30 protein-coding genes are annotated in these 24,697 nt (G+C 69.1%); 8 read left to right on the plus strand and 22 right to left on the minus strand.

Features of this window, described 5'->3' with window-relative positions:
• The first annotated feature begins 97 nt into the window (after positions 1-97).
• Positions 98-1,450: a phosphomannomutase/phosphoglucomutase gene (locus tag ABIA38_RS03935; RefSeq protein WP_424636965.1), complete on the plus strand. Its 1,353-nt coding sequence runs from the start codon at positions 98-100 to the stop codon at positions 1,448-1,450.
• A gap of 136 nt (positions 1,451-1,586) precedes the next feature.
• On the opposite strand, the gene ABIA38_RS03940 is transcribed toward ABIA38_RS03935, so the two are convergent.
• From ABIA38_RS03940 to ABIA38_RS03960, 5 genes are all read right to left on the minus strand, one after another.
• Positions 1,587-1,898, minus strand: coding sequence for an antibiotic biosynthesis monooxygenase family protein (locus ABIA38_RS03940; protein ID WP_424636966.1), 312 nt, complete (start codon positions 1,896-1,898; stop codon positions 1,587-1,589).
• 183 nt (positions 1,899-2,081) lie between these two features.
• Entirely contained in the window at positions 2,082-2,477 is a 396-nt protein-coding gene (locus tag ABIA38_RS03945) for a VOC family protein (protein WP_424636967.1), read from the minus strand.
• Complete coding sequence (locus ABIA38_RS03950) at positions 2,452-2,913, minus strand: deaminase (protein WP_424636968.1); 462 nt, start codon at positions 2,911-2,913, stop codon at positions 2,452-2,454. Before ABIA38_RS03950 ends, ABIA38_RS03945 begins: the two co-directional genes overlap by 26 nt.
• On the minus strand, positions 2,906-3,595 hold the full coding sequence (locus ABIA38_RS03955; protein WP_424636969.1) for a RibD family protein: 690 nt from the start codon (positions 3,593-3,595) through the stop codon (positions 2,906-2,908). The genes ABIA38_RS03950 and ABIA38_RS03955 overlap by 8 nt, the downstream gene beginning before the upstream one ends.
• Before the next feature lie 591 nt (positions 3,596-4,186).
• Positions 4,187-5,026, minus strand: coding sequence for an SDR family oxidoreductase (locus ABIA38_RS03960; protein WP_424636970.1), 840 nt, complete (start codon positions 5,024-5,026; stop codon positions 4,187-4,189).
• A 91-nt stretch (positions 5,027-5,117) separates the two neighbouring features.
• On the opposite strand from ABIA38_RS03960, the gene ABIA38_RS03965 reads away from it, so the two are divergent.
• On the plus strand, positions 5,118-5,489 hold the full coding sequence (locus ABIA38_RS03965) for a winged helix-turn-helix transcriptional regulator (protein WP_424636971.1): 372 nt from the start codon (positions 5,118-5,120) through the stop codon (positions 5,487-5,489).
• A gap of 492 nt (positions 5,490-5,981) precedes the next feature.
• Here ABIA38_RS03965 and ABIA38_RS03970 read toward each other — a convergent pair whose 3' ends face one another.
• From ABIA38_RS03970 to ABIA38_RS04000, 7 genes are all read right to left on the minus strand, one after another.
• A complete protein-coding gene (locus tag ABIA38_RS03970; protein ID WP_424636972.1) occupies positions 5,982-6,338 on the minus strand; it encodes a hypothetical protein in 357 nt (118 codons plus the stop codon).
• A 173-nt stretch (positions 6,339-6,511) separates the two neighbouring features.
• The gene (locus ABIA38_RS03975; RefSeq protein ID WP_424636973.1) at positions 6,512-6,682 is read right to left on the minus strand and encodes a DUF397 domain-containing protein; all 171 of its coding nucleotides are present in this window, start codon (positions 6,680-6,682) and stop codon (positions 6,512-6,514) included.
• Between the two features lie 8 nt (positions 6,683-6,690).
• Entirely contained in the window at positions 6,691-6,930 is a 240-nt protein-coding gene (locus ABIA38_RS03980) for a DUF397 domain-containing protein (protein ID WP_424636974.1), read from the minus strand.
• A gap of 48 nt (positions 6,931-6,978) precedes the next feature.
• On the minus strand, positions 6,979-7,158 hold the full coding sequence (locus ABIA38_RS03985; protein WP_424636975.1) for a DUF397 domain-containing protein: 180 nt from the start codon (positions 7,156-7,158) through the stop codon (positions 6,979-6,981).
• A gap of 440 nt (positions 7,159-7,598) precedes the next feature.
• Complete coding sequence (locus ABIA38_RS03990) at positions 7,599-7,799, minus strand: DUF397 domain-containing protein (RefSeq protein WP_424636976.1); 201 nt, start codon at positions 7,797-7,799, stop codon at positions 7,599-7,601.
• Between the two features lie 134 nt (positions 7,800-7,933).
• Positions 7,934-8,128, minus strand: a complete 195-nt coding sequence (locus tag ABIA38_RS03995) for a DUF397 domain-containing protein (RefSeq protein ID WP_424636977.1) — start codon at positions 8,126-8,128, stop codon at positions 7,934-7,936.
• Positions 8,125-8,982, minus strand: coding sequence for a helix-turn-helix domain-containing protein (locus ABIA38_RS04000; RefSeq protein WP_424636978.1), 858 nt, complete (start codon positions 8,980-8,982; stop codon positions 8,125-8,127). The genes ABIA38_RS03995 and ABIA38_RS04000 overlap by 4 nt, the downstream gene beginning before the upstream one ends.
• Before the next feature lie 756 nt (positions 8,983-9,738).
• Here ABIA38_RS04000 and ABIA38_RS04005 point away from each other — a divergent pair.
• On the plus strand, positions 9,739-10,191 hold the full coding sequence (locus ABIA38_RS04005) for a hypothetical protein (RefSeq protein ID WP_424636979.1): 453 nt from the start codon (positions 9,739-9,741) through the stop codon (positions 10,189-10,191).
• Between the two features lie 420 nt (positions 10,192-10,611).
• Here the strand turns inward: ABIA38_RS04005 and ABIA38_RS04010 are convergent, their stop codons facing one another.
• The 5 genes from ABIA38_RS04010 to ABIA38_RS04030 all read right to left on the minus strand — a co-directional run bounded on the left by ABIA38_RS04010 (position 10,612) and on the right by ABIA38_RS04030 (position 14,348).
• The gene (locus ABIA38_RS04010) at positions 10,612-10,842 is read right to left on the minus strand and encodes a FitA-like ribbon-helix-helix domain-containing protein (protein WP_424636980.1); all 231 of its coding nucleotides are present in this window, start codon (positions 10,840-10,842) and stop codon (positions 10,612-10,614) included.
• Positions 10,843-10,961: 119 nt separating this feature from the next.
• On the minus strand, positions 10,962-12,740 hold the full coding sequence (thiC, locus tag ABIA38_RS04015) for a phosphomethylpyrimidine synthase ThiC (RefSeq protein WP_424636981.1): 1,779 nt from the start codon (positions 12,738-12,740) through the stop codon (positions 10,962-10,964).
• A 182-nt stretch (positions 12,741-12,922) separates the two neighbouring features.
• On the minus strand, positions 12,923-13,123 hold the full coding sequence (locus ABIA38_RS04020; protein ID WP_424636982.1) for a hypothetical protein: 201 nt from the start codon (positions 13,121-13,123) through the stop codon (positions 12,923-12,925).
• Positions 13,124-13,270: 147 nt separating this feature from the next.
• Positions 13,271-13,936, minus strand: a complete 666-nt coding sequence (gene tenA / locus ABIA38_RS04025) for a thiaminase II (RefSeq protein ID WP_424636983.1) — start codon at positions 13,934-13,936, stop codon at positions 13,271-13,273.
• Positions 13,937-14,030: 94 nt separating this feature from the next.
• Positions 14,031-14,348 carry a cupin domain-containing protein gene (locus ABIA38_RS04030; protein ID WP_424636984.1) on the minus strand — a complete coding sequence of 106 codons (318 nt, stop codon included), beginning with the start codon at positions 14,346-14,348 and terminating at the stop codon, positions 14,031-14,033.
• Between the two features lie 83 nt (positions 14,349-14,431).
• Between ABIA38_RS04030 and ABIA38_RS04035 the strand changes: the two genes are divergently transcribed.
• From ABIA38_RS04035 to ABIA38_RS04050, 4 genes are all read left to right on the plus strand, one after another.
• On the plus strand, positions 14,432-14,809 hold the full coding sequence (locus tag ABIA38_RS04035; protein ID WP_424636985.1) for a phage holin family protein: 378 nt from the start codon (positions 14,432-14,434) through the stop codon (positions 14,807-14,809).
• A gap of 103 nt (positions 14,810-14,912) precedes the next feature.
• Positions 14,913-16,034, plus strand: coding sequence for a cystathionine gamma-lyase (locus ABIA38_RS04040; protein ID WP_424636986.1), 1,122 nt, complete (start codon positions 14,913-14,915; stop codon positions 16,032-16,034).
• Positions 16,035-16,107: 73 nt separating this feature from the next.
• On the plus strand, positions 16,108-17,007 hold the full coding sequence (locus tag ABIA38_RS04045; RefSeq protein ID WP_424636987.1) for a LysR family transcriptional regulator: 900 nt from the start codon (positions 16,108-16,110) through the stop codon (positions 17,005-17,007).
• Positions 17,008-17,116: 109 nt separating this feature from the next.
• Entirely contained in the window at positions 17,117-17,578 is a 462-nt protein-coding gene (locus ABIA38_RS04050; protein ID WP_424636988.1) for an NUDIX hydrolase, read from the plus strand.
• 33 nt (positions 17,579-17,611) lie between these two features.
• Here the strand turns inward: ABIA38_RS04050 and ABIA38_RS04055 are convergent, their stop codons facing one another.
• The 3 genes from ABIA38_RS04055 to ABIA38_RS04065 are packed head-to-tail and all read right to left on the minus strand — an operon-like array spanning position 17,612 to position 21,800.
• Entirely contained in the window at positions 17,612-18,280 is a 669-nt protein-coding gene (locus ABIA38_RS04055) for a response regulator (protein WP_424636989.1), read from the minus strand.
• Positions 18,277-19,602, minus strand: a complete 1,326-nt coding sequence (locus tag ABIA38_RS04060) for a sensor histidine kinase (RefSeq protein WP_424636990.1) — start codon at positions 19,600-19,602, stop codon at positions 18,277-18,279. Before ABIA38_RS04060 ends, ABIA38_RS04055 begins: the two co-directional genes overlap by 4 nt.
• Positions 19,603-19,625: 23 nt before the next feature.
• The gene (locus ABIA38_RS04065) at positions 19,626-21,800 is read right to left on the minus strand and encodes an MMPL family transporter (protein WP_424636991.1); all 2,175 of its coding nucleotides are present in this window, start codon (positions 21,798-21,800) and stop codon (positions 19,626-19,628) included.
• Positions 21,801-22,073: 273 nt separating this feature from the next.
• Here ABIA38_RS04065 and ABIA38_RS04070 point away from each other — a divergent pair, with 273 nt between their 5' ends.
• Entirely contained in the window at positions 22,074-22,250 is a 177-nt protein-coding gene (locus ABIA38_RS04070; RefSeq protein WP_424636992.1) for a hypothetical protein, read from the plus strand.
• On the opposite strand, the gene ABIA38_RS04075 is transcribed toward ABIA38_RS04070, so the two are convergent.
• On the minus strand, positions 22,232-22,891 hold the full coding sequence (locus tag ABIA38_RS04075) for a sensor domain-containing protein (protein WP_424636993.1): 660 nt from the start codon (positions 22,889-22,891) through the stop codon (positions 22,232-22,234). The genes ABIA38_RS04070 and ABIA38_RS04075 overlap by 19 nt on opposite strands.
• Before the next feature lie 163 nt (positions 22,892-23,054).
• Entirely contained in the window at positions 23,055-24,671 is a 1,617-nt protein-coding gene (locus tag ABIA38_RS04080) for an MFS transporter (RefSeq protein ID WP_424636994.1), read from the minus strand.
• Between the last annotated feature and the right edge of the window lie 26 nt (positions 24,672-24,697).

Here is a 24,697-nt window from a genome sequence, read left to right on the forward strand (position 1 = left end):
GCACAGGACCCGATGACGGCCGCCCGGCAGCTGTGTTCGAATGACCACCGTCGGTAGTGTCTCGTTCGACGAGCCCAACTCCCGGAAGGAAGGCTCCATGCCCGACTATTCGCGACTGGTCAAGGCGTACGACATCCGTGGCGAGGTACCCGTCCAGCTCGACACCGACATCGCCGGCAAGGTCGGAGCCCTGTTCGTCCGACTCACCGGCGCGAGGCGAATCGTCATCGCCCGCGACATGCGCGCGACCTCCCCCGACCTCGCCCAGGCGTTCGCGGCCGGCGCCAACCGGGCCGGGGCCGACGTCGTCGACGCCGGGCTCGGCTCCACCGACTACCTGTACTTCGCCAGCGGCAGCCTGGACATCCCCGGCGTGATGATCACCGCCAGCCACAACCCCGCCAGGGACAACGGCATCAAGCTCTGCCGGGCCGGTGCCGCGCCCGTGGGCGAGGACACCGGACTGGGCGAGATCCGGGCCTGGTTGGCGGCCGACGACATCCCCGCCACCGCCGCCGAGCCGGGCACCACCACGACCCGCGACCTGCTCGCCGACTACGCCGACCACCTCAACTCCCTCGTCGACCTCACCGCGAGCCGACGGCTCAAGGCAGTCGTGGACGCTGGGAACGGCATGGCCGGACACACCGTGCCGGCGGTCTTCGCCGACCTGCCCGTCGACCTGGTGCCGCTGTTCTTCGAACTGGACGGCACCTTCCCCAATCACGAGGCCAACCCGCTGGAGCCCAAGAACCTCCTCGACCTCCAGGCGAAGGTACGCGCGAGCGGCGCCGACATCGGCCTGGCCTTCGACGGCGACGCCGACCGGTGCTTCTTCGTCGACGAGCGCGGCAACGCCGTACCGCCCTCCGCGATCGTCGGCCTGGTCGCCGCACGCGAGTTGGCCCGCCGGCCGGGCTCGGCGGTCGTACACAACGTGATCACCTCCGCCGCCGCGGCCGAGATCATCCGCGAGCACGGCGGCACCCCGATCCGCTCGCGCGTCGGCCACTCGTACATGAAGGCCGAGATGGCCGCGCACGACGCGGTCTTCGGTGGCGAACACTCCGGCCACTACTACTTCCGCGACTTCTGGCGCGCGGACACGGGCATGCTGACCGCCCTGCACGTGCTTGCCGCGCTGGGAGAGCAGGACCGGCCGCTGTCCGAACTCCTTGCCGCATACTCCCGATACGCCACCTCGGGCGAGATCAACACCGTGGTCGGCGACATCCCCGCCAAGCTCGACGAAGTCGAGTCGGCCTACCGCCGATTCGACGGCGTCACCACGGACCGCCTCGACGGATTGACCGTGGACCTGGGCGCCGGCCGCTGGTTCAACCTCCGCCCCTCCAACACCGAACCACTCCTACGACTCAACGTCGAGGCCCGTGACCAAGCGGCCGTCGACGCGCTACGGGACGACGTCCTGGCTCTCGTCCGGGCCTGAACAGAGCGCAGCCGCCGGGCGGGCACCGAAGGAAAGATGAGGAGCGATCGGCCGAGCGACCTCGCGCTTCGAGCGCGCGAAGGCCGCGGCTGCGTCCGTCCGGCGGCGTCGGTCGGTCGGTCGGTCGGTCAAGGATTCAGCTCGGTTCACCGAACGTGAGGTGGTGGACCTTGACGTCGAACAACGCGAGCACGGGGTCGGCGCCGACTTCACGAAAGAGCCGGGGCGCTGCCGGGCCCTCCGGGGACGCGCGCATGGCGTCCAGGGCAGCGCGGTCCCGCCACAACGTCTGAATACGCCAGTGCCCGTCCTGTCCGCCCAGCAACTCGGTGCGCAGCAGCCCATCGGGCAGCGGAAGGGCGACAAGCTCGCGATAGGCCGCGACGAGGTCGCCCTCCCGCTCGGCCGCGACGACCGCACCGACCTCGGTCAATACCTGTCCGGTCATGACCCTCATCTCCTCCCCCTCCACGCTACGCGGCGGGCTCCGAGACTGCCTGAGCCAGGTGTCGTGCGCCGAGGGCTTCCGGTGGTGCCGGTGGCCCTCGCACGGAGTCGGAGCTCACCCGTGTGGGTGTGGTCGGCGTGAGCCGGGTGGGCGGCCAGTGGCGCGCGACCCCTTCCGTGGAGGTCAGAATCCGTCGATGCCGATCACGTTGCCGAATGGATCGGTGATCTGTGCGACCTTGCGGCCGGTGCCGTCGCCGACATCGAGGGGGCCTCGGTGGTGCGTACATCCGGCATCCGGCAGACACCGGCGTACGGCATCGACGTCGTCGACCGACCAGTACGGCACCGGGCTGCCGCCGCGCCGGTTGCGCTTCTCGTCCAGCGGGTGGAAGCCGAACTCGACACCGGCCACGTCCAGCCACGCGTACACGGAGCTGCCGTCGACGTCGAGATGAACCTCGGCGTCGAGCACACCTCCCCACCAGCGGGCCGACTTCTCGGGGTCTTCAGCGAAGATCATGATGGTGCGGATGCCGTTGAACACGTCGTCCTCAGGAGCCGGCGAGCAGATGGGCATTCACCGCGCGCACCAGTCCGGCGAGCGCGGGCATCTCGACCACCTCCACCCCTGCGGCGCGCAGCAGTTCGGCGCCCTCGCAGTCCACGAACAGCGACGGCTCGCGCCACGCGAACACCACCCTGGGGATGCCCGCCCGCAGGATCAACTCGGTGCAACTGCGCGGGCGCGACGCGCGGACGCTGCACGGCTCCAGCGAGCTGTACATCGTCGCGGACCGCAACCGGGGATCCTGCTCTCCCAGCTTGGTCAGCGCCGCCTCCTCGGCATGGTCGAGCGGGTCGCCTTCGCGCGAGTATCCGTCCGCGAGCACACTGCCATCCGCGCCGACCACGACCGCACCAACCGAGAACGCGGATGTCGACGGAGGGCAGTTCCGCGACAGCTCGACCGTGTATCGCAACCACCGCTCGTCTGCCGGCACGGTTTCAGGCATCGGGGGCGCCTCCCGTCAGGTAGCGCAGCAACACGCAGTCACCGATCTGCCGGGTCTCGGCCAGGTGCATGCGATGGCCCGCGTCATGCGGAAACACGCCGGGGTTCACGAAGCGTGGCGCCGTCGCGTCCCCCACGAAGAACGGCGCGAACACCGCGTGGATCTCGTCGACCAACCCGGCCTGGAGGAACAGGGTGTGGACATGGCCGCCACCCTCCACCATCAGCCGGCGCACCCCACGCCCATGCAGATCCGCCAGGACCGTTTCCAAGGACAGCGGCGATCCCGCGTCCACGACGGCGGCAATCGCGCCGACCCGGTCACGCGCCTTCTCGACGCCCTCGCCGGAGCAGTAGACCACCTTGTCCACGTCACCGGCGGTGAAGAACGCCGCGCCGGGGTCGAGATCGCCCGTACTCGACAACATCACCTTGATCGGGCTCTCCGTCAGCCCACGCGCCACGCGCGCCTCACGGTGCGCGGCCGAGCGAACGAGCAACCGCGGATTGTCCCGGCGAATGGTCGTCGCCCCCACCAGGATCGCGTCACACCCGGCACGGACCTCGTCGACCCGGGCGAAGTCCTCGTCGTTCGACAACAACAGCCGCCGGTCGGTCGCATCGTCTATGTATCCGTCCAAGGACGCGGCGAAGGAGAGCAGGACATACGGACGTTCGGTCACGCGAAGCTCCCGATTCGATGGTGACGAGCAGGTGTTCGATGAACCGGCCTCGACGTCACGACGGCGTCGAACCCAACGAACCCGATCATCCGCCACCCGGGCCCACAACGAAGAATCGGCCCGAATGAGCTCGCGGGATCGCCGAGCGGTGCCGCCTGGCGAGGAGATCGAAGCCACGCCCGCATGGGACATGGCCCTGGTCGTCCTCACGTGGGCAAAGAGCCTTCGACTCAGGATCGAAGCCGCCGTCCGAGAGACTCACGACCGGGTGGAGGCGCGGACTCGGGAGGCCGAGGGTCGAATCCCGAACCGTGGGCGTGACCGACCTCGTGCGAGCCGTCGGCGCCTGATCGTGGCATACGCCCAAAACGGGGTCGGAGAAGCCCCGCCACCCTCGCTGGGGAAGATGGCGGGGCGGAGGCGCGGGGACCCCCTTCGGTGGAGGGCGGAAGCCGTCGATGCCGATCACGTTGCCGAACGGATCGGGGATTCCGTGCGACCTTGCGGCCGGTACCGCAGTCCGTCCGCTACGACCGGCCCATCAGTGGGATCGCCGAGCACGCCGAGCGGTTCCGGCGGCGCTGACCAGGTTCAGCGGAACGCGGCGATATTGCGGGCGGCCCAGTCCGCGAACGAGCGCGGGGCGCGGCCGAGGACCCGCTGGACGTCCGGGCTGACGCGCAGTTCGGCCGGGTTCGGGGCACCGAGGATGTCCAGGGTGTCGTCGGCGAGTTCGGCCGGCATGCTCCGGGCCATGCCGGCCTTGGCCTCGTCGCGGGTGAGCTCGTGGAACCGCACCGGCGAGCCCAGCGCGGCGGCGATGGCCTGCGCCTGCCCGCGCGGCGTGATCACCGCCGGGCCGGTCAGCTCGTACACGCTGCCGGTGTGCCGGTCGTCCAGCAGGCAGGCCGCCGCGACCTCGGCGATGTCCGCCGGGTCGATGATCGGCACCCCGACATCGCCGAAGGGAGCGGCGACGACCTGCTCCGCCCGGATGGACTCGGCCCACCACAGAGCGTTGGAGGCGAAGCCGCCCGGCCGCAGGATGGCCCACTCCAGGCCGGACTCCCGCAGCACGTCCTCCAGGGCGCGCATCGCGATCCGCGTCGCGCCGAAGGGCCTGGTCGCCACGCCCAGTGTGGAGAGCAGGACGACCCGGCGGACCCCACACGCCGCAGCCTGGCCGATGATGTCGGCCGGGTTGGCTCCGGCGGCGTGCAGATCGCCGGACAGCAGCAGGAAAAGCGCATCCGCCCCGGTCAGCGCGGGTTCGAGGGAGACCGGCTCGGCCAGGTCGGCCACCACGTGGCGGACGCCGTCCGGCACCGCCGCCGCGTGGCGCGACACCGCCGTCACCTTCCGGCCCGCCTCGGCCAGTGCCTGGGTCAACGGCCGGCCCACATTTCCGGTAGCCCCGGTTACCACGATCATGTGCTGCTCCTTGTCAGATGTTCTATGTGGCCTTGACGGTAGGAGCCGGGCTAACTCTTGGTAAGGACATACCTCGGGGTAAGCTCATCACGTGACGGGAAGCGCGCAGCACACACGGGCCGAGGCAGCGGAGCCGTATGAGGTGTTTCACACCGACTGCCCCGCGCGCGACGTGGTCGACCATGTGACCAGCAGGTGGGGCGTCTGGGTGTTGATCTCCTTGCGGAACAAGGACCTTCGGTTCTTCGAGCTGCGCGAGAGCATCCGGGGCATCAGCGAGAAGATGCTCGCCCAGACCCTGCGCGCGCTGGTCCAGGACGGCCTGGTCTGGCGAGAGGTCGAGCCGACGACGCCACCCCAGGTCACCTACGGACTGACCGAGTTCGGCCGGGACATCGGCGAACCGCTGTCGGAACTCTTCGACCGGATTACGCAGCGACTCTCGCCAAGCAACGCGGGATAGCACGGTAGCGGCCGACCCCGAAACCGCAGCCGGCGTGACCGAACACCCCACGCCCCGAGGTCCTGGTCCGCCGGGAGGAGAACTTGAGCCACGCTCGGCTCGCGCCAAGGCGGCCGATGCTGTGCGCCGACGGGCCAGTGACGTCCGGGCCGAGCAACCGGCAACTGTCCGACGGAAGCGACCAGTTGGTCCCCCAGCGCCACGCACTCGCCGTCTGACACGCCGGTTCATGGGAGGTCGGCCTCCGACGAGTGCAATCGAGTCCTCCACCGGCAGGGCCGCCGCGCGGATGCGCTCGAACCCACCGGTGAAGGGTGCCGCACCGTCTCCTTCAACGTAGGAAGCTCCGCCGAGGTTCTCCAGCAGCACGACATCCGGCGTCGATCCGGGAAAGCCCACCAGGGCGCATCCGGGTTTTGCGGAATCCCGGGTGGGTCGCGTGCCGACTGCCTCGGGTCAGAAGCGGAACCAGCCCCCAATGAAGGGCGGGTATCAAGGGCGCAGCGACCGTTGAGCGGTGGCCAGCGTTACCTCGATGTCGTCGCTCCAAGAACAGACCTCCAGCCACGACAGGTAGCCACCCTGCGCGAAGACCAGGACCTCGCCGGGACACTCTCCATCCTCCGTAAAGATCAGGGCCTCGGCCGCCACCACGGTGCTCGGCCCAGACGGCGCCGGCTCCACCGCTTCCGTGTCGAGATCGAAGTATGCGGTGCCGCAACCACACGTGCAGCGTTCTCGCACACGAATGTGCGGCACCTGCCGGCGAAGTGCGACGTGAACGGGATCCTCCTCGCCGAGGAGGGCCTCCAGCACGAAGGCCACATCACCGGGCAGCGTCTCCGTCACGTCGTCACCGTATCCCCTGCCCAGATGTTCCATGTGCGGCCCAAGGTGCTGATGGGACCGGGCCGGTGGAGGTTCGACGAACGAACCTCGGTTCGGCGGTCAGCCGAGAATCCCGGCAATTCGGATGAGAACGAGTGGGAATCCGCCAGTTGCACTGCGACAGGACACCAAGCTCAGACGTCGAGCCGCAGCGCGCCGGTAAGGGACGACCACGACACGTGAGAGAACGTCAGATACCCAAGGCCCGGATCCTTGCCGTCTCGCACCGGGACAACCGCATAGCCATCGACAATCTCGACGCAGTTCCCTTGGTCGCCGCTATGAGCGGACTTACGCCATGCCATGGTCCGAGTCACTCTTCGCTCCCTTCGTTCCGAACCGCTCGGAACTGACTTGTCCGAGGCCAGTGTCGCGCCGAGTCTGTGAGTGCGCGCCACGAGATGGGAGGAATGACTATGAAACCTCGCGCCCGATCCTTGCTGTCCCGCACGGCGGTAACAGCACTCCCGATCGGGGCTACTTCAACACAGCTGCTTTCGGCGTTGGTGTAGGTCGATGTGCGCCAAGTCCACGAACTTTGAGGAAGTTCCATCGCCTCTCCCGAACAGGATTGACCGCGCCCCCAGTTCGCTGGGTGGGGTCAGCCTCGGAGCGCGCCGATGAGCACCGTCCACGCTGCCGAGCCGATCACCAAGTAGCCGGCGCTCGGGTCCTTACTGTCGCGGACGGGAACGATGCCCAGGAAGCCGTCGGCCACTTCGATACAGTCGCCTTGATCTCCGCTGTGGGAGGACTTGCGCCATGCGATGGTCCGAGCCACCTTCGATCCCTTCGTTCCGAGTTGCTTGGAACGCTGCCGACAACCGCTCTCGCATCTGACTCTCGCTTCGCAACCTACCCACGGCCGGCAGTTGTCAGCCCTCGCCGCTTGATCATCGGTGTCGCAACCGCGTGCCCGGTCAGACGTGGATCATGTAGCCCAAGATCGTCCGATCCGCTGACTGGACGATCGGGCACACAGCCTCAAGCACATATCCGCCGCCGTCAGCATGTGGCAGGTGATTCCGGGCATCGGTACGGGCGACGAAATGCAAAGCACCTTGCCCTAGTTGGACATGGGCAACCTGGCGGTCAGCACCTCGATCACCTGCATCACATCCTGCGCACGCCTCGCGTGGATCGTTCGAACCTCACTGAACACAGAGCTCGCGAAAGCCCCGCCACCCTCGCTCGGGAAGATGACGGGGCATCCGGTGTGCGCTATGAGCCCAAAGCGGCTGTCAGGGCCGCCCAAGAGGAGGCGTCGACAACGAGGTGACCGACGCCTGGGTCCTTCGAGTCACGGACTGCCCGCGCACCAGACTTGATCGACGCGGTTTCCACACAGTTGGCCCCGGAATCCGAGTAACTTGACTTGTACCAGTCCGAAACAATGTCCTGGTTCACAGTTCCCCTATTCATTCCGTCTTCGCTGTCATGAAACTTGCGGAGTCTTGGGTACTGAGAGCGCCGTGCGCAGCGTTGTCATACTTGATGTTCGTTTGCCGCAATCCGCCTGAACGGGGCAGACAGGGCTTCCGGTTCGCCGGGTGTGGTCAGCCCCGGAGCGCAGCAGTGAGTGTCGTCCACGCTGCCGCACCGATCATCAAGTGGCCGACGCTCGGGTCTTTGCTGTCGCGGACGGGAACGATGCCCCGGAAGGCGTCGGCCACTTCGACGCAGTCGCCTTGGGCTCCGCTGTACGTGCTCTTCCGCCACACGAAGGGATATTCGTTCTCGTTGTGCGTCACGTCATGTCCTTAACGATCTCAAGTGCCAGGTCTCGAGACTGCTCCACGTCTGATGCCGACGCACGAAGCAAGTCGAAGGCGTGGCCGTACGTCGTCAGATCATCGTCTCTTTCGAGGTAGAGACTACTCGTCGGCCCTTCGAGGTACACCAGGTCGAGATCCCCCTTGACCGGGAACTCCAAGTGCACGAACGACCCCAGTAACCCGGCGTGTGCGCCCGCTGAATACGTCAACGCTTGGAACGTGACGTGTGGTTGCTCGGCGGCTTCGAGTAGGCGGTTCAACTGCTTCCGCATGGTCGCCGACCCGCCCACCTTTCGGCGTAGCGCCGACTCATCAAGGATGCACCAGAGCTTGAGAGGGTCCTCCCGGTTGAACGCGGCACTTTGCCGCTGGATGCGGACATCGACGAGCGCGTTCACTTCGGCAGCCGTCAAGGCTGGTTCCAACGCCCGGGTAACTGCTCGCGCGTAATCCGGCGTCTGTAGCAACCCAGGGATGAGCGACTGTTGGAAGCTACGGGCCGAGACTGCCTCGGCTTCGAACACGATGAAGTTCGAATACCGCTGCGTCAGTACGTCGTTGTACGGCGTCCACCACACACGCACCTTGGAGTTCTTCGCCAGATCCGCCAACCCTTCGCGGACGTCATGGTCGTCGACTCCGTATACATCGAGCAGCCGCGTCAGTTCGGTCGGGCGGACGCCGGAGCGCCCGCCTTCGAGGCGGGACATCTTCGTCGGGTGCCAACCCATCCGGGTGGAAGCGTCCTCGGATGTCAGGTCGCGCCCCTCCCGAAGCTTGCGCAACTCCAAGCCAAGCATGCGGCGGCGCACGGTTGGGATCGCAGCCATGGTTACCCCTTTCGGCAGTCGTGCGCACAGTGTGGCGTGGCCTGGTTACCCGGCGCATGATTTCTCAGAAGTGCAACCTCACTTTGATGAAGCGGCTTGCATGATGGCTGGATCTGGAGCACGCTAACTGATAGCAACTCCCCTTTCACGGCGTGTTGTCACACGTGTCAGGTGTGTCCGCTTCGTCTGCGTTCGGTCGCCCTGGGAGTTGCCCCGGTACTCGTGCGAGTGAAGGGAACAGCACGTGAAATTCAACGCGTTCGCGCCGAACCCCGAGGGTTGCCGGTTGCTGGACGCCCTCAAGACCCAACCTGAGCGCGGTACCCGACCGGGCGTCCGAGTCGTCCCGGTGGCCGTCATCGACGGCATGGCCTACGCGCGGGTGCCGAGGCGGCGGGAATCAGAGCGCGGTCTGCCCGGTCGACAGGCGACGGGCGAAGGGGGTGGGGCTCGACCTGGAAAGTGGACCCCACCCCCGGCGTGCCCCCAACAGAAAGGACACGTACCTACGATGACAGATCAATTCGGGTGGACCCGATGCCGTTCGGCGCACGCTCCGGTGGTGGTGGATCGCGGCCAGCAGGACGAGCAGCTGACCCTGCTGGTTCGGACCTGGGTCGACGGGCCGGCTACCGGCACTTCCTCGGTCGCCTCGCCCCCGGCGCCGGTGCGGCGGCCCCGCCCGCTTCGGTGGTGGCGGGCCTGGCGGTTGTCGGTACGGTTTCGGGCGCTGCACCCGGGTGGACGGAGTACGCGGTGACCACGCGGCAGCGGCTGTCGGGGAGTACGCAGGAGGACATCGACCGGGGCCGAGCGTTCTTCGAGCGGTATCGGCATGCGTGGTGTCGCGATGCGTACTCGGGTCGTGAGGGTGTGCTGATGGACGTGCAGGGCCGGGTGGTTCACCTGCGACTCCGGAGCGGGATCGAATTCGCCTGCCGGGTCGGGGACTTGGTGATTCTTCGGCCTCCGCCGCCGATCCTGCATCAGAGTGTTCGGTACGTCGGCAGGGAAGACATGTCCACGCGGCCGGACGGCGTGCTCACGGAACTGTGCGCGGTGGACCAAGGCATGCTCGCGACCGTGCAACCCGCCGACGGGCCCGCATGGTTCGCGCTGTTGGCCGATCTTGAGCAAGTCGGTTGCCGCCTGGGCGCGGTGGCCGAGTGGGCGGAACCCCCGTTCCTGCCGGGTGAGGAGGCGGAGTGACTGCGGACTTCCCTTTCACCGTTGGGGACTTCGTGCACACGTACCACTCCGACGGCGACCAGATCGGTTCGGGTCACGTCGTGTCCGTGGACGTAGTCGGCGGCGACGTCACGGTGGACCTGAGTGACGGGCGACGGGCCTCGTTCCCGATCGATCAGGTCGAAGCGGTACCAAGCTCGCGACGCCGTAACGCGTGACGGCCGGACGCCCGGCCTCGGCCTTCGAACGCTCGAAGGCCGGGGCCCCAGCCGACCGGCGAACCGCCTCAGTCGGCCGGCGGCAAATACACGCGCCCGCCCGACGCCGCGAACTTCGCCGACTTGGCACGCACCCCCGCCTCGGCCACCCGGCTCCGGACGAGTTCGCCATCGGGGCTGTGGGCCGTGAGAGCCGGCACCAGAGCGGAACGGTCGATAGCGATCAACGCCCTGCTCGTCCCTCGTCGATGGCAGCGACAATGTCGGTGGCACTGACGCGGGCGGCGGTCTCCCGGTTCAACCGCTCCATCATCTCCGCCATCGTGGACTTGGACGCTTCCCTTGCGATCAGGTCTCGCATGAATGCCTGGAGCGACTTGCCGGCCTGGGCGGCGCGGAACTTCAGGATCTGGATCTGATCGTCAGGGACATCCCGGATGGTAAGCGCTGTCATATCTGCACTCTGGCATCGGCATTACTGGCTGCAAAATGCAGAAACCGGGGCAGGTTGGTCCTGTCCAGCGGCGAGCCCTCCCCCGCATCCGGGAGAGGGCTCGCCCATGCGCTGGAGCGTCAGTCCGCCAGTGGCAGGTAGACCCGGTTGCCGTGGGCGGCGAACTCCTCGGACTTGGCCTGCATGCCGGCCAGCGCCTCGGCGTCGAAGTCGGTCCGGACGGCGCTGGAGCCGTCGCCGTGCTCGTCACGGATCTTCTGGGAGATCTTCATCGAACAAAACTTCGGCCCACACATCGAGCAGAAGTGGGCCGTCTTCGCCGGCTCGGCCGGCAGCGTCGCGTCGTGGTACGCCCGTGCCGTGTCCGGGTCCATCGCCAGGTCGAACTGGTCCTGCCAGCGGAACTCGAACCGTGCATCCGAGAGCGCGTCGTCCCATGCCTGTGCGCCCGGGTGCCCCTTCGCCAAGTCGGCGGCATGGGCGGCGATCCGATACGCGATCACGCCCGCCTTGACGTCGTCCCGGTCCGGCAGCCCCAGGTGCTCCTTCGGCGTCACGTAGCACAACATCGCCGTGCCCCACATGCCGATCATCGCCGCGCCGATCGCCGACGTGATGTGGTCGTAGCCCGGCGCCACGTCCGTGGTCAGCGGGCCCAGCGTGTAGAACGGCGCCTCGTCGCAGATGCGTTGCTGGAGGTCGACGTTCTCCTTGATCTTGTGCATCGGAACGTGCCCCGGGCCCTCGATCATCACCTGTACGTCCATCGACCGGGAGATCCGGCCCAGTTCGCCCAGCGTCTCCAACTCGGCGAACTGCGCCGCGTCGTTGGCGTCGGCGATCGACCCCGGCCGCAGCCCGTCACCCAGCGAGTAGGTCACGTCGTACGCCCGCAGGATCTCGGTCAGTTCGGCGAAGTGTGTGTAGAGGAAGTTCTCCTGGTGGTGCGCCAGACACCACGCGGCCATGATCGAGCCGCCGCGCGAGACGATCCCGGTCTTGCGGCGCGCGGTCAGCGGTACGTAGCGCAGCAGCACGCCCGCGTGCACCGTCATGTAGTCGACGCCCTGCTCGCACTGCTCGATCACGGTGTCCCGGTAAAGCTCCCAGGTGAGTTCCTCGGGCTTCCCGTTCACCTTCTCCAGCGCCTGGTACAGCGGCACCGTGCCGATCGGGACCGGCGAGTTGCGCACGATCCACTCGCGCGTCGTGTGGATGTCCTTGCCGGTGGACAGGTCCATCACGGTGTCCGCGCCCCACCGGATCGCCCACACCAGCTTGTCGGTCTCCTCCTCGATCGACGAGGACACCGCCGAGTTGCCGATATTGGCGTTCACCTTGACCAGGAAGTTCTTCCCGATCACCATCGGCTCGATCTCGGGGTGGTTGATGTTGGCCGGCAGCACCGCTCGCCCGGCCGCGATCTCGTCCTGGACCAGCTCCGGCGCGAGCCCCTCGCGGATGGCCACGAATTCCATCTCCGGGGTGACCAACCCCCGCCGGGCGTAGGCGAGTTGGGTCACCGCCCCGGTCCCCGAGGCGCGCCGCGGCCGGGCCCCCGCGCCGGGTACCGCGAAGCCGGCCGGGGTCAACTCCGCGATCCGGCCGTCGTACCGGACCGTGTCGCCGCGCTCCTCGATCCACGCCTCCCGCAACGCGGGCAGCCCGCGCCGGACGTCCACCTCGAAGGCGGGATCCGTGTACGGGCCGGACGTGTCGTACAGGCGAACCGTCTCGCCGTTGGTCAGATGCACCGTGCGAACCGGTACGCGCAGATCCTCGCGCGAACCGGGGACATAACCGCGGTGGTGGGCGGGTGAAATCGGCCCGCTGGTGACCCCCTGCGAAGCAGAAGCAGAAGCAGCGGCAGCGGGCAGCGAAGTGTCGTGCGTGGTCATGGAAAGGCTCCCTACGCCGGCATTACCCGGTCAGGTTCTGCGGTCGGCGCGGCCTCAGCGCCCTCTCAGCCCGGTGCCCCGAGCTCCCGTGTATCTCCGTGTGGTGCGCCCCAACCCTCGCACACCGCCGCCCGCACGACCAGCGCCGGGTTCGGTCGATCGAGTTCGCCGGGTCCGCCGGTTCAGTCGAGCGGCTCGCGCGGTCCCCGCTCACCCGCCGCGGTGCGCACGAGCACGATCATCCCGACCACGACGGCCAGCCCCACGACACCCTTGACGATCAACATCAGGAACGCCGAGAACAGCCAGATCAGCAACCAGCACAGCAGTACCAGCGCCAGTACCGGCACGCCGACGCGCGCCCATCGCGGCCAACTCTCCATCGTCCAACCCCCAAGTCACGCGAACCCACGCGAGACGTACCTACCCGGGGACCACATTCCCCGGGAGGACACGTCGTACCCGGGCGGACCGGTTCCGGTCCGCGCGCACGCGACCCGGCGCCCCACCCGGCACGCGACCCGGCGCGCTCAGACCGGCCAACGCTCCCCGCGCCAGGCGGCGTCCCAGAACATCCATTCGTAGCGCGCGGTGGTGGTGAAGTGTTCCACCATCCGGGCCCGTTCCCGCACCGAGAGGTCCTCGCCGATCCGGTCCACCAGGTCGAGCACCGCGCGGACCGTCTCCTGGAACTCCTCGGCGCCGTACGTGGCTATCCACCGCGCGTACAGCTCGTCCGGCGAGCCCTTGGCCAGCAGTGCGTCACCCACCCGGGCGTAGATCCAGTAGCACGGCAGCACCGCCGCCACGCCCTCCGCGAACGAGCCGTTGTGCACCGTGGCCATCAGGTAGCTGACATATGCCCGCGTACTCGGCAATACCGGCTCGGTCGCCGTCGCGGCGGCCACCGAGCTGCCGAAGTCGACCATGAAGCCCTCGTGCAGCGACCGCTCCGCCGCGATCGCCCCGGCCGCATCGTTCGCGAACTGTACGGTCGTCGCCTCGTCCGGCGCCTTGGCCGCGCACACCGCGAGCGCCTTCGCGTAGTCGCGCAGGTAGTGCGAGTCCTGCACCACATAGTGCCGGAACGCCTCGCGCGGCAGCGTGCCGTCGGTCAGCCCGTGGATGAAGGGGTGGTCGAGGATCGCCGCGTAGACGTCCTCGATCCCGGCCCAGAGTTCGTCGCGCAGCGCCATCAGCCGTACTCCCGATCGTCGGATCCCGTGAAGCGATTGTCGTACACGGGCCCCCGCCGATCCGGGCCGGTGCGAGCCGGCCCGTACGTCCCCCTCACGACTCCGGCGGCGAGAAGAACACCAGCACCCGCAGCGGTTCCGTCACCCGATGGAAGTGGTGCGCCACCTGCGCCGGTACGTACACCACACTCCCACGCGCGACATCCGTCGACTCGTTGCCCACGGTCAGCGTGGCCCGCCCGCTGATCACCACGTACGCCTCGTCCTGCCGGTGCGGCTTCTGGGTGTCGGTCTCGCCCGGCTCCAACGCGTACAGACCCATCGAGAAGTTCCGCTCGTTGAGAAACCTCAGGTAGGCACCCTTCTCGAACGCACGCTCCGCGTCCAGGTCATCGAGCCGAAAGACCTTCATGTGTGACCAACTCCTTACCGACACGGACAGACTTTCTCGCCGGGCGCGAGCGGGAGAGACCCGCCGGGTGCCAGCATCAAGATATGAAAAGCCTGATCGTCAAACTTGTGGCCAACGCACTCGCCATCTGGTTCGCCAGCTGGTTCGTGTCCGGAATCGACCTCGCCGACGGCGCCTCGGCCGGCACCAAGGCCAAGACGATAGTTGTCGTCGCGCTCATCTTCGGCATCGTCAACACGGTAATCAAACCGATCGTCAAGCTGCTCTCACTACCGCTGTTCGTGCTGACTCTGGGGTTGATCACGTTTGTGATCAACGCGCTGATGCTCTACGTCACCCAGGCGATCTCCAACAAACTGAACTTCGAGTTCCACATCCACGGCTTCGGCCACGCGCTGCTCGCCGCCCTGGTGATCGGCCTGGTCAGCTGGTTCCTGAACCTGATCCTGGACCGCGACTGAGCACACACCTCGAGTGGTTTCACGTGAAACGTGAGCCATGGCACTCCGCGCACAACACAGAGGCAGCGACAGGGGCAGCGACAGGGGCAGCGAAGGAGTCGCAGTGAACAGCGCATGGAGCGACGGGACTCGCGCGGTCCGGGCCGGTAGCCCGGGCCGCGTCCCGGGCGACCCCTTCCTGCCCGGACCCGTGTTCGCCGGCACCTACCACCTGCCCGGCGAGCCCACCGGGCCCTACCAGTACGGGCGTTACGCCAACCCGACCTGGGTCGGCCTGGAGACGGCGATCGGCGCCCTCGAAGGCGCCGCCGACACGGTCGTGTTCGCATCCGGGATGGCCGCGATCTCCGCCGTCCTGCTCGGCCTCACCGCACCCGGCGAGGTGGTCGTGCTCCCCTCGGACGGTTACCCGGCCACCCGCACGGTCGGCGAGCACCTCGCCGCACGCGGGGTCACCGTACGCCTCGTCCCGACCGCCGGCGACCAGCTCGAACGGGCCGTCTCCAGCGCCGACCTGGTCTGGCTGGAGACCCCGAGCAACCCGGGCCTGGACGTCTGCGACATCGAGCGGATCGCCGAACTCGCGCACCGCGCGGGCGCCCTGGTCGCCGTGGACAACACGCTGGCCACCCCGCTCGGCCAACTCCCGCTCGCCCTCGGTGCGGACATCTCGGCGGCCAGCGGCACCAAGGCGCTGACCGGACACAGCGACGTCCTGCTCGGCTACGTCGCCTGCGCGGACGCCGAACTCGCCGACCGGGTACGTTCCTGGCGCTCGCTCACCGGCGCGATCCCCGGGCCGATGGAAGCCTGGCTGGCGCATCGCTCGCTGGCCACCCTCCAGTTGCGGGTGGACCGGCAGGCGGCCAACGCCCTGGCCATCGCCCAGGCGCTGGTCGGGCGCGCCGAGGTCGCCGACGTGCGCCACCCCGGGCTCGCGGGTGATCCGGCCCACCCGCAGGCCACCCGGCAGATGCGGCGGTTCGGCTGCGTCGTGGGCTTCACGCTCGCCGACGCGGACACCGCCCGGCGTTTTCTGGCCGCACTCGAACTGGTCGCCGACGCCACCAGCTTCGGTGGTGTACACAGCATGGCCGAGCGCCGCGCGCGCTGGGCCGGGAACGATGTGCCCGAGGGGTTCGTCAGATTCTCGGCGGGTTGCGAGGACACCGAGGATCTCGTCGCCGACGTGCTGCGGGCCCTGGCTGCCGCCGGCCGGGGCTGACCGGGCACTCGGGCAAGATCACGTGAGGTCCCCGGCTCTCGGGAGTGGTCGGGGGACACGAGACGGGGGACCCGTGGACCTGACGCTGTTGCGCACTTTCCTGGCCGTACACCGGGCCGGTTCGTTCACCCGGGCCTCCGCGTCGCTCGGGCTGTCCCAGCCGGCGATAACCGCGCAGATCCGCACCCTGGAAAAGCAGGTCGGCAAGCAGCTGTTCGAACGGCTGCCGCGCGGGGTCGCGCCCACCGGCCCCGCCGACGAACTGGCCCGCCGACTCGCGCCGCACCTGGACGCGATCGAGGAGATCGCGGCGCGCGAGGTGCGCGGCGTGGACTCGCTGCGCCGCACCGTGCATCTGGCCGGCCCCACCGAGTTGACCGCGCTGCGCGTACTGCCGTCGCTGGCCGACCTGATCCGGCGCGGCCTGCGGTTACGGGTGACCCTCGGCCCGGGCGAGGTACTGCTCGCGGGCCTCGCGGCGGCCCGGCACGACCTGGTGATCTCCGACATCCGGCCACGCGCGCGGGGCATCGTCGGCACGCCGCTCACCGACGAGGAGTACGTGCTGATCGGCGCGCCGAGTTGGGCCGCGCGGTTGCCGCAGAGCCGGATCCTGGCCCAGGGGCCGGCCGCCCTGGAGGGGATCCCGCTGGTCGGCGAGGCCGAGGAGCAGCCGCTGATCCGGCGCTACTGGTCCACCGTGTTCGACGCGAAGCCCACCGCGCCGGCCGCGGTCACCGTGCCCGACCTGCGCGCCGTCCTGGAGTGTGTGCGCGCCGGGCAGGGCATCGCCGTACTGCCGCGCTACCTGTGCGCCGAGGCGCTCGACCGGCGCGCGGTGGTGGCCCTGTTGGAGCCCGAACTACCCCCGCTGAACACGGTGTTCCTGGCGGTTCGGGAGGGCACGCTGAGTCAACCGCACATCGCGCGGCTGCACGGGGAGTTGCTCGCGCGCGCCGCGCGCTGGGAGTGATCCCGAAGGCGCCCCCGCACAGGCATAAAGCGCCCGGCCGGCCGGAAAGGGAGACTTGAGACGGGGGCAAGGCCTGGCACGGAAGCACGGAAAGCAGAGGGCACCGACGATGCGTTCAGTGGTGAAGCGGACGGCACGCGCGATCCTGCTCGACGACGAGGACCGGATGGTGCTGATCAAACGCACGAAGCCGGACAGCTCCCCGTATTGGATCACCCCCGGCGGCGGGGTCGAACCCGAGGACACCACGGTGGCCGAGGCGCTGCGCCGCGAGGTGTTCGAGGAACTCGGCGGCAAGATCGGCCGGCCGGTACCCGCGTTCGTGGACACCGTGCCCGAGCCCGGCGGGGTCAAGGTCCAGCACTTCTTCGCCTGCCGGCTGGAATCGATGGACCCCGCGCTGCGGCACGGCCCCGAGGTGGACGAGCCGAACGGCGAGTACGACATCGTCCGGGTCCCGTTCACCCCCTCGGGGCTGGCCTCGGTGGGTCTGGTCCCGGCGAGTCTGGCCGCCTATCTGCGGGCCAACATCGAGGGCATCCACACCCTGCTGGCGAGCGACCTGGGCTGAGTCGTGAGGGGACGCGGCGGCGCCCGGTGGTCCTCAGCCGCGTCCCGGCCGAACCATCCCCGACTCGTACGCGATCACCACCAGCTGCGCCCGGTCGCGCGCGCCGAGCTTGACCATCGCACGGCTGACGTGCGTCTTGGCGGTCAGCGGGGACACGAACAGGTGCTCGGCGATCTCGTCGTTGCTCATCCCGGCCGCGACCAGCGAGAGCACCTCGCGCTCGCGGTCGGTGAGCGCCTCCAGCCGATCCGGCGCGGCCACCTTGGGCTCGGGCTGGGACAGGAAGCGGGCCACCAGCGCGCGGGTGGCCCCCGGCGAGAGCAGCGCGTCGCCGGTGGCGACCGTCTTGATCGCCTTGAGCAGGTCCTCCGGGTCGGTGTCCTTGACCAGGAACCCGCTGGCCCCGGCACGCAGCGCCTCGAAGACGTACTCGTCCACCTCGAACGTGGTCAGCACCAGCACCCGGACACCGGCGAGTTCGTCGTCGCGGACCAGCCGGCGGGTGGCCTCCAGGCCGTCCATCCCGGGCATCCGGATGTCCATCAGCACCACGTCCGGCCGGGTCTGCCCGGCCAACGCGAGTGCCTCGGCGCCGTTCGCCGCCTCGCCGACCACCTCCAGCTCGGGGTCGCTGCCGACGAGCACCTTGAAGCCCGAGCGCACCAGCAACTGGTCGTCCGCGATCAGCACGCGCACCTTCATGAGGAATCTCCGTCCCGACGCGCGACGAGCGCGCCCTTGTGGTGCGGCAACACCGCGTGTACCGAAAAACCGCCGTTGGGGCCGGGTCCCACCGCGAGCGAGCCGCCCACGGCGACCGCCCGTTCCCGCATGCCGAGCAGCCCGTGTCCGGTGCCGTCGGCACTCTTGCCGCGCGCCGGCTCGGGGGTGCCCCGGCCGTCGTCGAGCACGTCCACCTCGACCGCGTGCTCCCCGTAGACGACCCGCACGATCGCGGACGCACCGTCGCCCGCGTGCTTCATCGCGTTGGTCAGCGACTCCTGGACGATCCGATACAGCGCGAGGCCGACCGGCGCCGACGGGCTGCGTACCTCGCCGGACTCCTCCAGGTGCACCGGCAGACCCGCGTTGCGGTAGGACGCCACCAGCGCCTCCACGTCGTCCACCCCGGGGGTCGGCTCGGTGGGCAGGTCGTTGTCGCCGTCCTGGCGCAGTACGCCGAGGGTGGTGCGCAGTTCGGCGAGCGCGTCCCGGCTGGCCACCTTGATGTGTACGAGTGCCTCCTTGGCCTGCGGCACGTCCCGGTCGATCACGTGCGCGGCCACCCCGGCCTGGATGTTGATCATCGCGATGCTGTGCGCGACCACGTCGTGCAACTCGCGGGCGATCCGCATCCGTTCCGCGGTGACCCGGCGCCGGGCCTCGTCCTCGCGCTCGTGCTCGGCGCGGGCCAACCGGGCCTGTACCTCCGCCCAGTAGGCCCGCTTGGCGCGGACCGCCTCGCCGATGGCGACCGGCAGATACATCCAGATCCCGGACAGGTACTTCTCCGGGGACAGGAACCCGTCCGGGGTCAGCCCTATCCGCATCCCGGTGTGGATCACCGCGACCGCCGAGGCGATCAGCACCGAGCGGCGCAGCTGCCCGCTCGCGGCCACCGTGTACAGCGCCACCATGGTCGGCATCAGGATCGGCCCGTCCAGGCCGTCGGCGGCCAGATAGAACACCTGACCCGCCTCGGTCAGGGCCAGCACCGTCAGCGGCCGGCGCAGCCGCCCCAGCAACGCCAGGGAGGTCACCGCGGCGATGGTCAGGTTGACCGCGTCGGGGTGACCGAAGGTGTGGTCACGGTTGGACCCGCCGATCGAGCCGCCGATCACACACGTCAGCACCAGCGCGACCAGCAACAGCTCGCCGACCCAGGGCGGGCAGGGCAACCACCGGGACAACGACCTGGGCACCGGCAGCAGCCCGGGCTCCACCGAATCGCTCGGCGGCGGGGAGCCGCCCGCGGACGCGGGAAGGCCCCGCACGGCGACTCGCGCGGGGCCTTCCCTGAGCATCTGTTCTCCTCGGTCCTACCGGATCACCGGTCCCCGGCGAATACCGGCTTCCGCTCCTGCTCGCCCCGACCGGCGGCCCGGGGCGGCGCGGCACGATCGGCGTGTCCGGGCCACCACGCGGCGTGCCCGATCAGGGCGGTCACCGAGGGGACCAGGAACATCGACATCACGAACGCCGAGATGCAGATGCCGACCGAGACCGCGAAGCCCATCTGGGTCATCATGTCGATGCCCGCCATCATCAGCGACGCGAACGTCCCCGCCAGGATGACACCCGCGGCGGCGATCGAGGGACCCGCGTGCTCGACCGCGAGTGCGGCGGCCTTCCTCGGCTGGTGCCCCTCCTTCGCCTCCTCGCGCAATCGGGCGACCATCAGGATGTTGTAGTCGGTGCCGATGGCGACCACGAACATGTAGATCATCACCGGCAGCATGAACATCACGCCGGAGTTGCCGATCAGCGTCTGGAAGACGAAGACCGTCGCGCCGATCGTGGAGATGAAGCCCAGGACCACCGCCAGCATCAGGTACCACGGGGCCACCACGCTGCGCAGCAGCAGGCCGAGCACCAGGGCGATCAGCAGACCGGCGACCGGGAAGATCACCGACAGGTCGCGGTTGGTGGCCTTGCGGATGTCGGTGAAGGCCGCGGTCTGGCCGCCGACCATCACCTTGGTGCCGTCGGGCTGGTGCGCGTGCGCGAAGTCGCGCAGCGGCGCGATGGTGTCCAGCGCCTTGTTCGCGAACGGGCTCTCCTTGAGCACGATGGCGATCTCGGCGGACATCCCGTCGGCACTGGCCTTGACGTGCGAGCCGTTGGCGTTCTCGCCGGCCTCGTTGAGGTCGCCGACGCCCTTGACGTCCTTGAGCGAGAGCGCGAACTTCTCCGCCGCGCCCGTGTCGATCGGCCGCCCGTTGGTGCTCTTGAGGTAGACCTGCGTCGGGTTGAGCGTGCCCGCCGGGAAGTCGATCTGCATGTCCTTCATCGACTTGGCCGACTCGGTGTTCCCGGGCAGCTGACCGAACTGGTCGTAGTCCGCCTTGAAGTTCAGCGCGCCGGCGGCGAAGGCCACCATGATCACGCCGGAGACCAGCGCGACCGCGACCGGCTTGCGCCCGACCAGGCCGCCGATCTTGTGGAACGCGGTGCCCTTGGGCTGCTGCTGCCAGGTCTTGGACGGCCAGAACACCTTCGGGCCGATCAGCGACACCACGGCGGGCACCAGGGTCAGCGCGGCGATCGCCATCACGATGACCGCGATGGCCAGACCCGGACCCATCGACTTGAACGCGCCGAAGGTGGCGAGCAACATCGCGCCGAACGCGATCACCACGGCGCCGGCGGCCGAGGCGATGGCCTCGCCGACCCGCTCGACCGAGACGATCATCGCCTGCTTCTTGTCGTCGCCCGCGCGCAACCGTTCCCGATAGCGGAACAGCAGGAAGAGGATGTAGTCGGTGCCGATGCCGAACAACACCACGATCAGGATCGTGTTGAGCGACTGGTCCACCTGCAGGCCGGTCGCCTTGCCCACGATCGCGATCACCGGCGACGCGACCTGGGATACCAGGGCGACCATGATCACCGGCAGCAGGGCCGCGATCGGGCTCCGGTAGATCACCAGGAGCAGCACGATGATCAGCACGATGGTGACGATGCCGACGATCGCCTCGGCCTTCTTGAAGGCGTCCTCGTTGTCGACGTTGATCGCCACGCCGCCGGTGAAGCCGAGCTTGAGGTCGGTCCCGTCGACCATCGGCTTGGCCTTGTCGCGCAGGTGCTTGAGCGCCTCGTTGACGAACTTGTCCTGCTGATTGCCCTTGATATAGGCATGGCCCAGGGCGATCTTGTCCTTGGCCGCGCCCGCCTCGACCTTGCTCACATGCTCGACGCCGGCCGCACCGAGCTTGCCGGTGATGTCCTTGACCCTGGTCTTGTCGGCCTCGGTCAGGTTCTTCCCGTCACCACGCTTGAAGACCATCAGCGCGGTCTGATCGGTGGACTGTGGGAATGCCTTCTCGGCCAGTTTCTGCGCCTGCACGGACTCGTACTTGCTGGGCAGGAAGCTCGACTGGTCCTGGTTGGTCAGATCGCTCAGCTTCGGCGCGAACATGACCAGGGCCACCGCGGCGATCAGCCAGGCGGCGATGACCTTCCAGGGGTTGTGGACGACGAGCCTGCCGAGTCGTCCGAACATTGATCTCTCCTCGGTCGCGTGCGCGATCCCGCGGTGTGACCGGCCCCCGAGGACAGTTTGTGATTGATTTCACAAGCCGTGCCGATCGCCGCACGAGCCGAGAGAACGCTGGTGGTGTCAGCCTCGAAGGTAGCCGGCGCCGAACGGGCACTTCAACCGAAATCACGACCGGGGACCCAAGTTCCGCCCCCGGGACTAGAGGGGCGCACCGCCGGCGCAGACACGTCCCCGACCTCGTACTCCAGCGGAAGTACGCGGGGATCGTGCGCGGGGATGAACGGTGATCCGACCGTCACCAAGCGCGAATCCGGCGAACGCCGGGCGGGCGGCGCCGCGCGCCCGGTCGAGCGATACACGCACGCCGCGGGCTGCCGGGACCCCCGTGCGTCCCGGCAGCCCGCGGCGTGCGCGGTATCGCTCGACTCGGTGCGCTACGCGGCGGCGGCGTAGGCGACCGGCATCACGCTCGGCTGCGGGGCGGCGGGCGGGGCCAGCAGCGTCCGGGTCCACCGGGCGTGCGCCCGCAGCAGCGCCGGACCGGTCAGGAAGCCGGCCACCACCGACACCGCGCCCAGCGCGACCGCCCAGTGCGCGTCCGAGGCGCCGCGCACGTGGATGAAGCCGTACCAGTTCGAGCCCCCGTGGTTCGCGATCGGCTCCCAGATGTACGGCATGATCAGGCCCTCCACGCCGAACACGATCAGCGCGATCGGGAGCAGCGCGAGCAGCACCCCGATCACCGGGTTGACCAGCGTCCACAGCAGATCCCGCCAGGTCGCCGGGTCGGACAACAGCGCGACATTGCGCCGCCACAGGCCACTGATCCCGCCGCCGGCCGCGGGCACCGGGCGGTACGGCTGCGCGATCTCGACCCCCGACCAGCGCGCGGCCTGTCGCCGCGAGCGCCGGGCCAGCAGCCGCGTCGCGTAGACGGCCGGCGGCAACATCAGCAGGCCGACGCCGGCCGGGATGGTCCCGATCGCGGTCGCCGTCACCGTGCACAACGCGACCTGCGGCACCGCCTGTGCGCCCAGCGCCAGCCCGCGCAGCGGTGCAACGGCCGTCGAGCCCAGGGTCCCCGTGGTGTTCATGATCGCGATGTCCTTTCGCTGTTCGTTCCGCTCGGCCGCCCCGGCCTCGCAGGAACAAATCTGCCGGCGCGCAGGGGGCGGGACACTGCGTCGAAACCCCGATCCGGGGTGGGTCTGGACCCACCCCGACCGGGGGTACGACGCCCCGCCGGGCGGGCCCGGGTCAGCTCGGCGTCGCCGCCGGCTCCCGAGCGGGCCGCGTGGCCGCCCGGTCGGCGGCCGGCGTCGGCGTCGGGCCCGGCCGCATCAGGAAGGTGACCAACCCGGCGGCCAGGACCCCGACGACGCCCGCCACCAGGTAGGTCGACTGCACGCCGGCCACCGCCGCGTGGTGCGCCGCACCGTCCAGGAACGCCCGGCCCTCCGGCCCGGCGGCCCGCACCAGGCCGGGCGTCTGCCCACCGGCGATCATGTGCGCCGTGCCCGCCGGGTCGGCTACCCCGCGCCCGGCCAGGTCCTCCCGGGCCCGCGCGGTGAACACGCTGCCCAGCGCGGCGATGCCGAACGCGAAGCCCAGCTGCCGGGTGGTGTTGACCGCGCCGGCGGCCATCCCGCCGCGCTGCGCCGACACCAGCGACATCGAGACCGAACCCAGGATCGGGGTGGCCAGCCCCACCCCCACCCCGACCAGCGCGAACCCCGGCACCAGCGCCGGCCACCCCGCCGAACCGTGCAGCAGCGCCGCGGTGACCAGCCCACCCGCCCCGACGAACAACAACCCGCCACCGATCACCAGATCCGGCCGGCGCCCGTGCAACATCCGCCCGAGCACCGCCGAGACGCCGAACGCGACGATCGACATCGGCAGCCCGGTCAGCCCCGCGCCGATCGGGCTCATCCCCCGCACCGACTGCAACCAGATCGAGGTGTAGGAGAACGCGGCGAAGGCCGCGAAGGTGAGCAGGAAGCCCGCGAGCAGCACGCCGACGAACGAGCGGTTGCGCAGCAGGGCGAGGTCGAACATCGCGTGTTCCGAACGCAGTTCGATCACCACGAACGCGGCCACCGCGAGCACCGAGGCGGCCAACAGCCACCAGACGCCGGCGTCCGACCAGCCGTCCTCATTGGCCCGGATCAGCCCGTAGGTCGCCGCCGCCGCGGCGACGGTGAAGCCGACCATGCCGGCCGGGTCCAGCCGACCCTTGACCGGAGTGTGCGCGTCCACCAGCACTCGCACGCACAACCCCATGGCCACCGCGCTGACCGGCAGGTTGACGAAAAAGATCCAGCGCCAGGACACGCCCTCGGTGAGCAGTCCGCCCAGGATCGGCCCCACCGCGGCCGACGCACCCGCCACCGCGCCCCACACGCCGTACGCGCTGCCCCGGTCGCGCCCGGTGTAGGCGCTGTTGAGCAGGGCGAACGTGGTCGCGAACATCGCCGCGGCGCCGATCCCCTGCACGGCCCGCGCCGCGATCAGCACCCCCGTACCCGGCGCGAGCCCGCAGACCAGCGACGAGATCGCGAAGACCGCGAGTCCGCCGACGTAGATCCGGCGGTGCCCGAACCGGTCGGCGATCGAACCGGCGCCGAGCACGAGTGCGGCCGGCGCCAGGGCGTAGGCGTCGATCACCCACTGCAGCGCGCCGAACGAGGCGTCCAGGTCGCCGACCATGTCCGGCAGGGCGACGTTCACGATCGTGACGTCGATCAACAACATGAAGGTGCCCAGGCACACCGTGATCAGTGGCAGCCACTTGCGCATGTCGATACCCGTGTTTCCGGCGAGGGTGGTGATGGGTCGGGACCGGCCCGGATGCCAAGTCTGATGGTCCGTCATCCAGAAATCCAACAGCTGGTAATGCT

The sequence above is a fragment of the Embleya sp. AB8 genome, assembly GCF_049739465.1.
Lineage (GTDB): Bacteria > Actinomycetota > Actinomycetes > Streptomycetales > Streptomycetaceae > Embleya.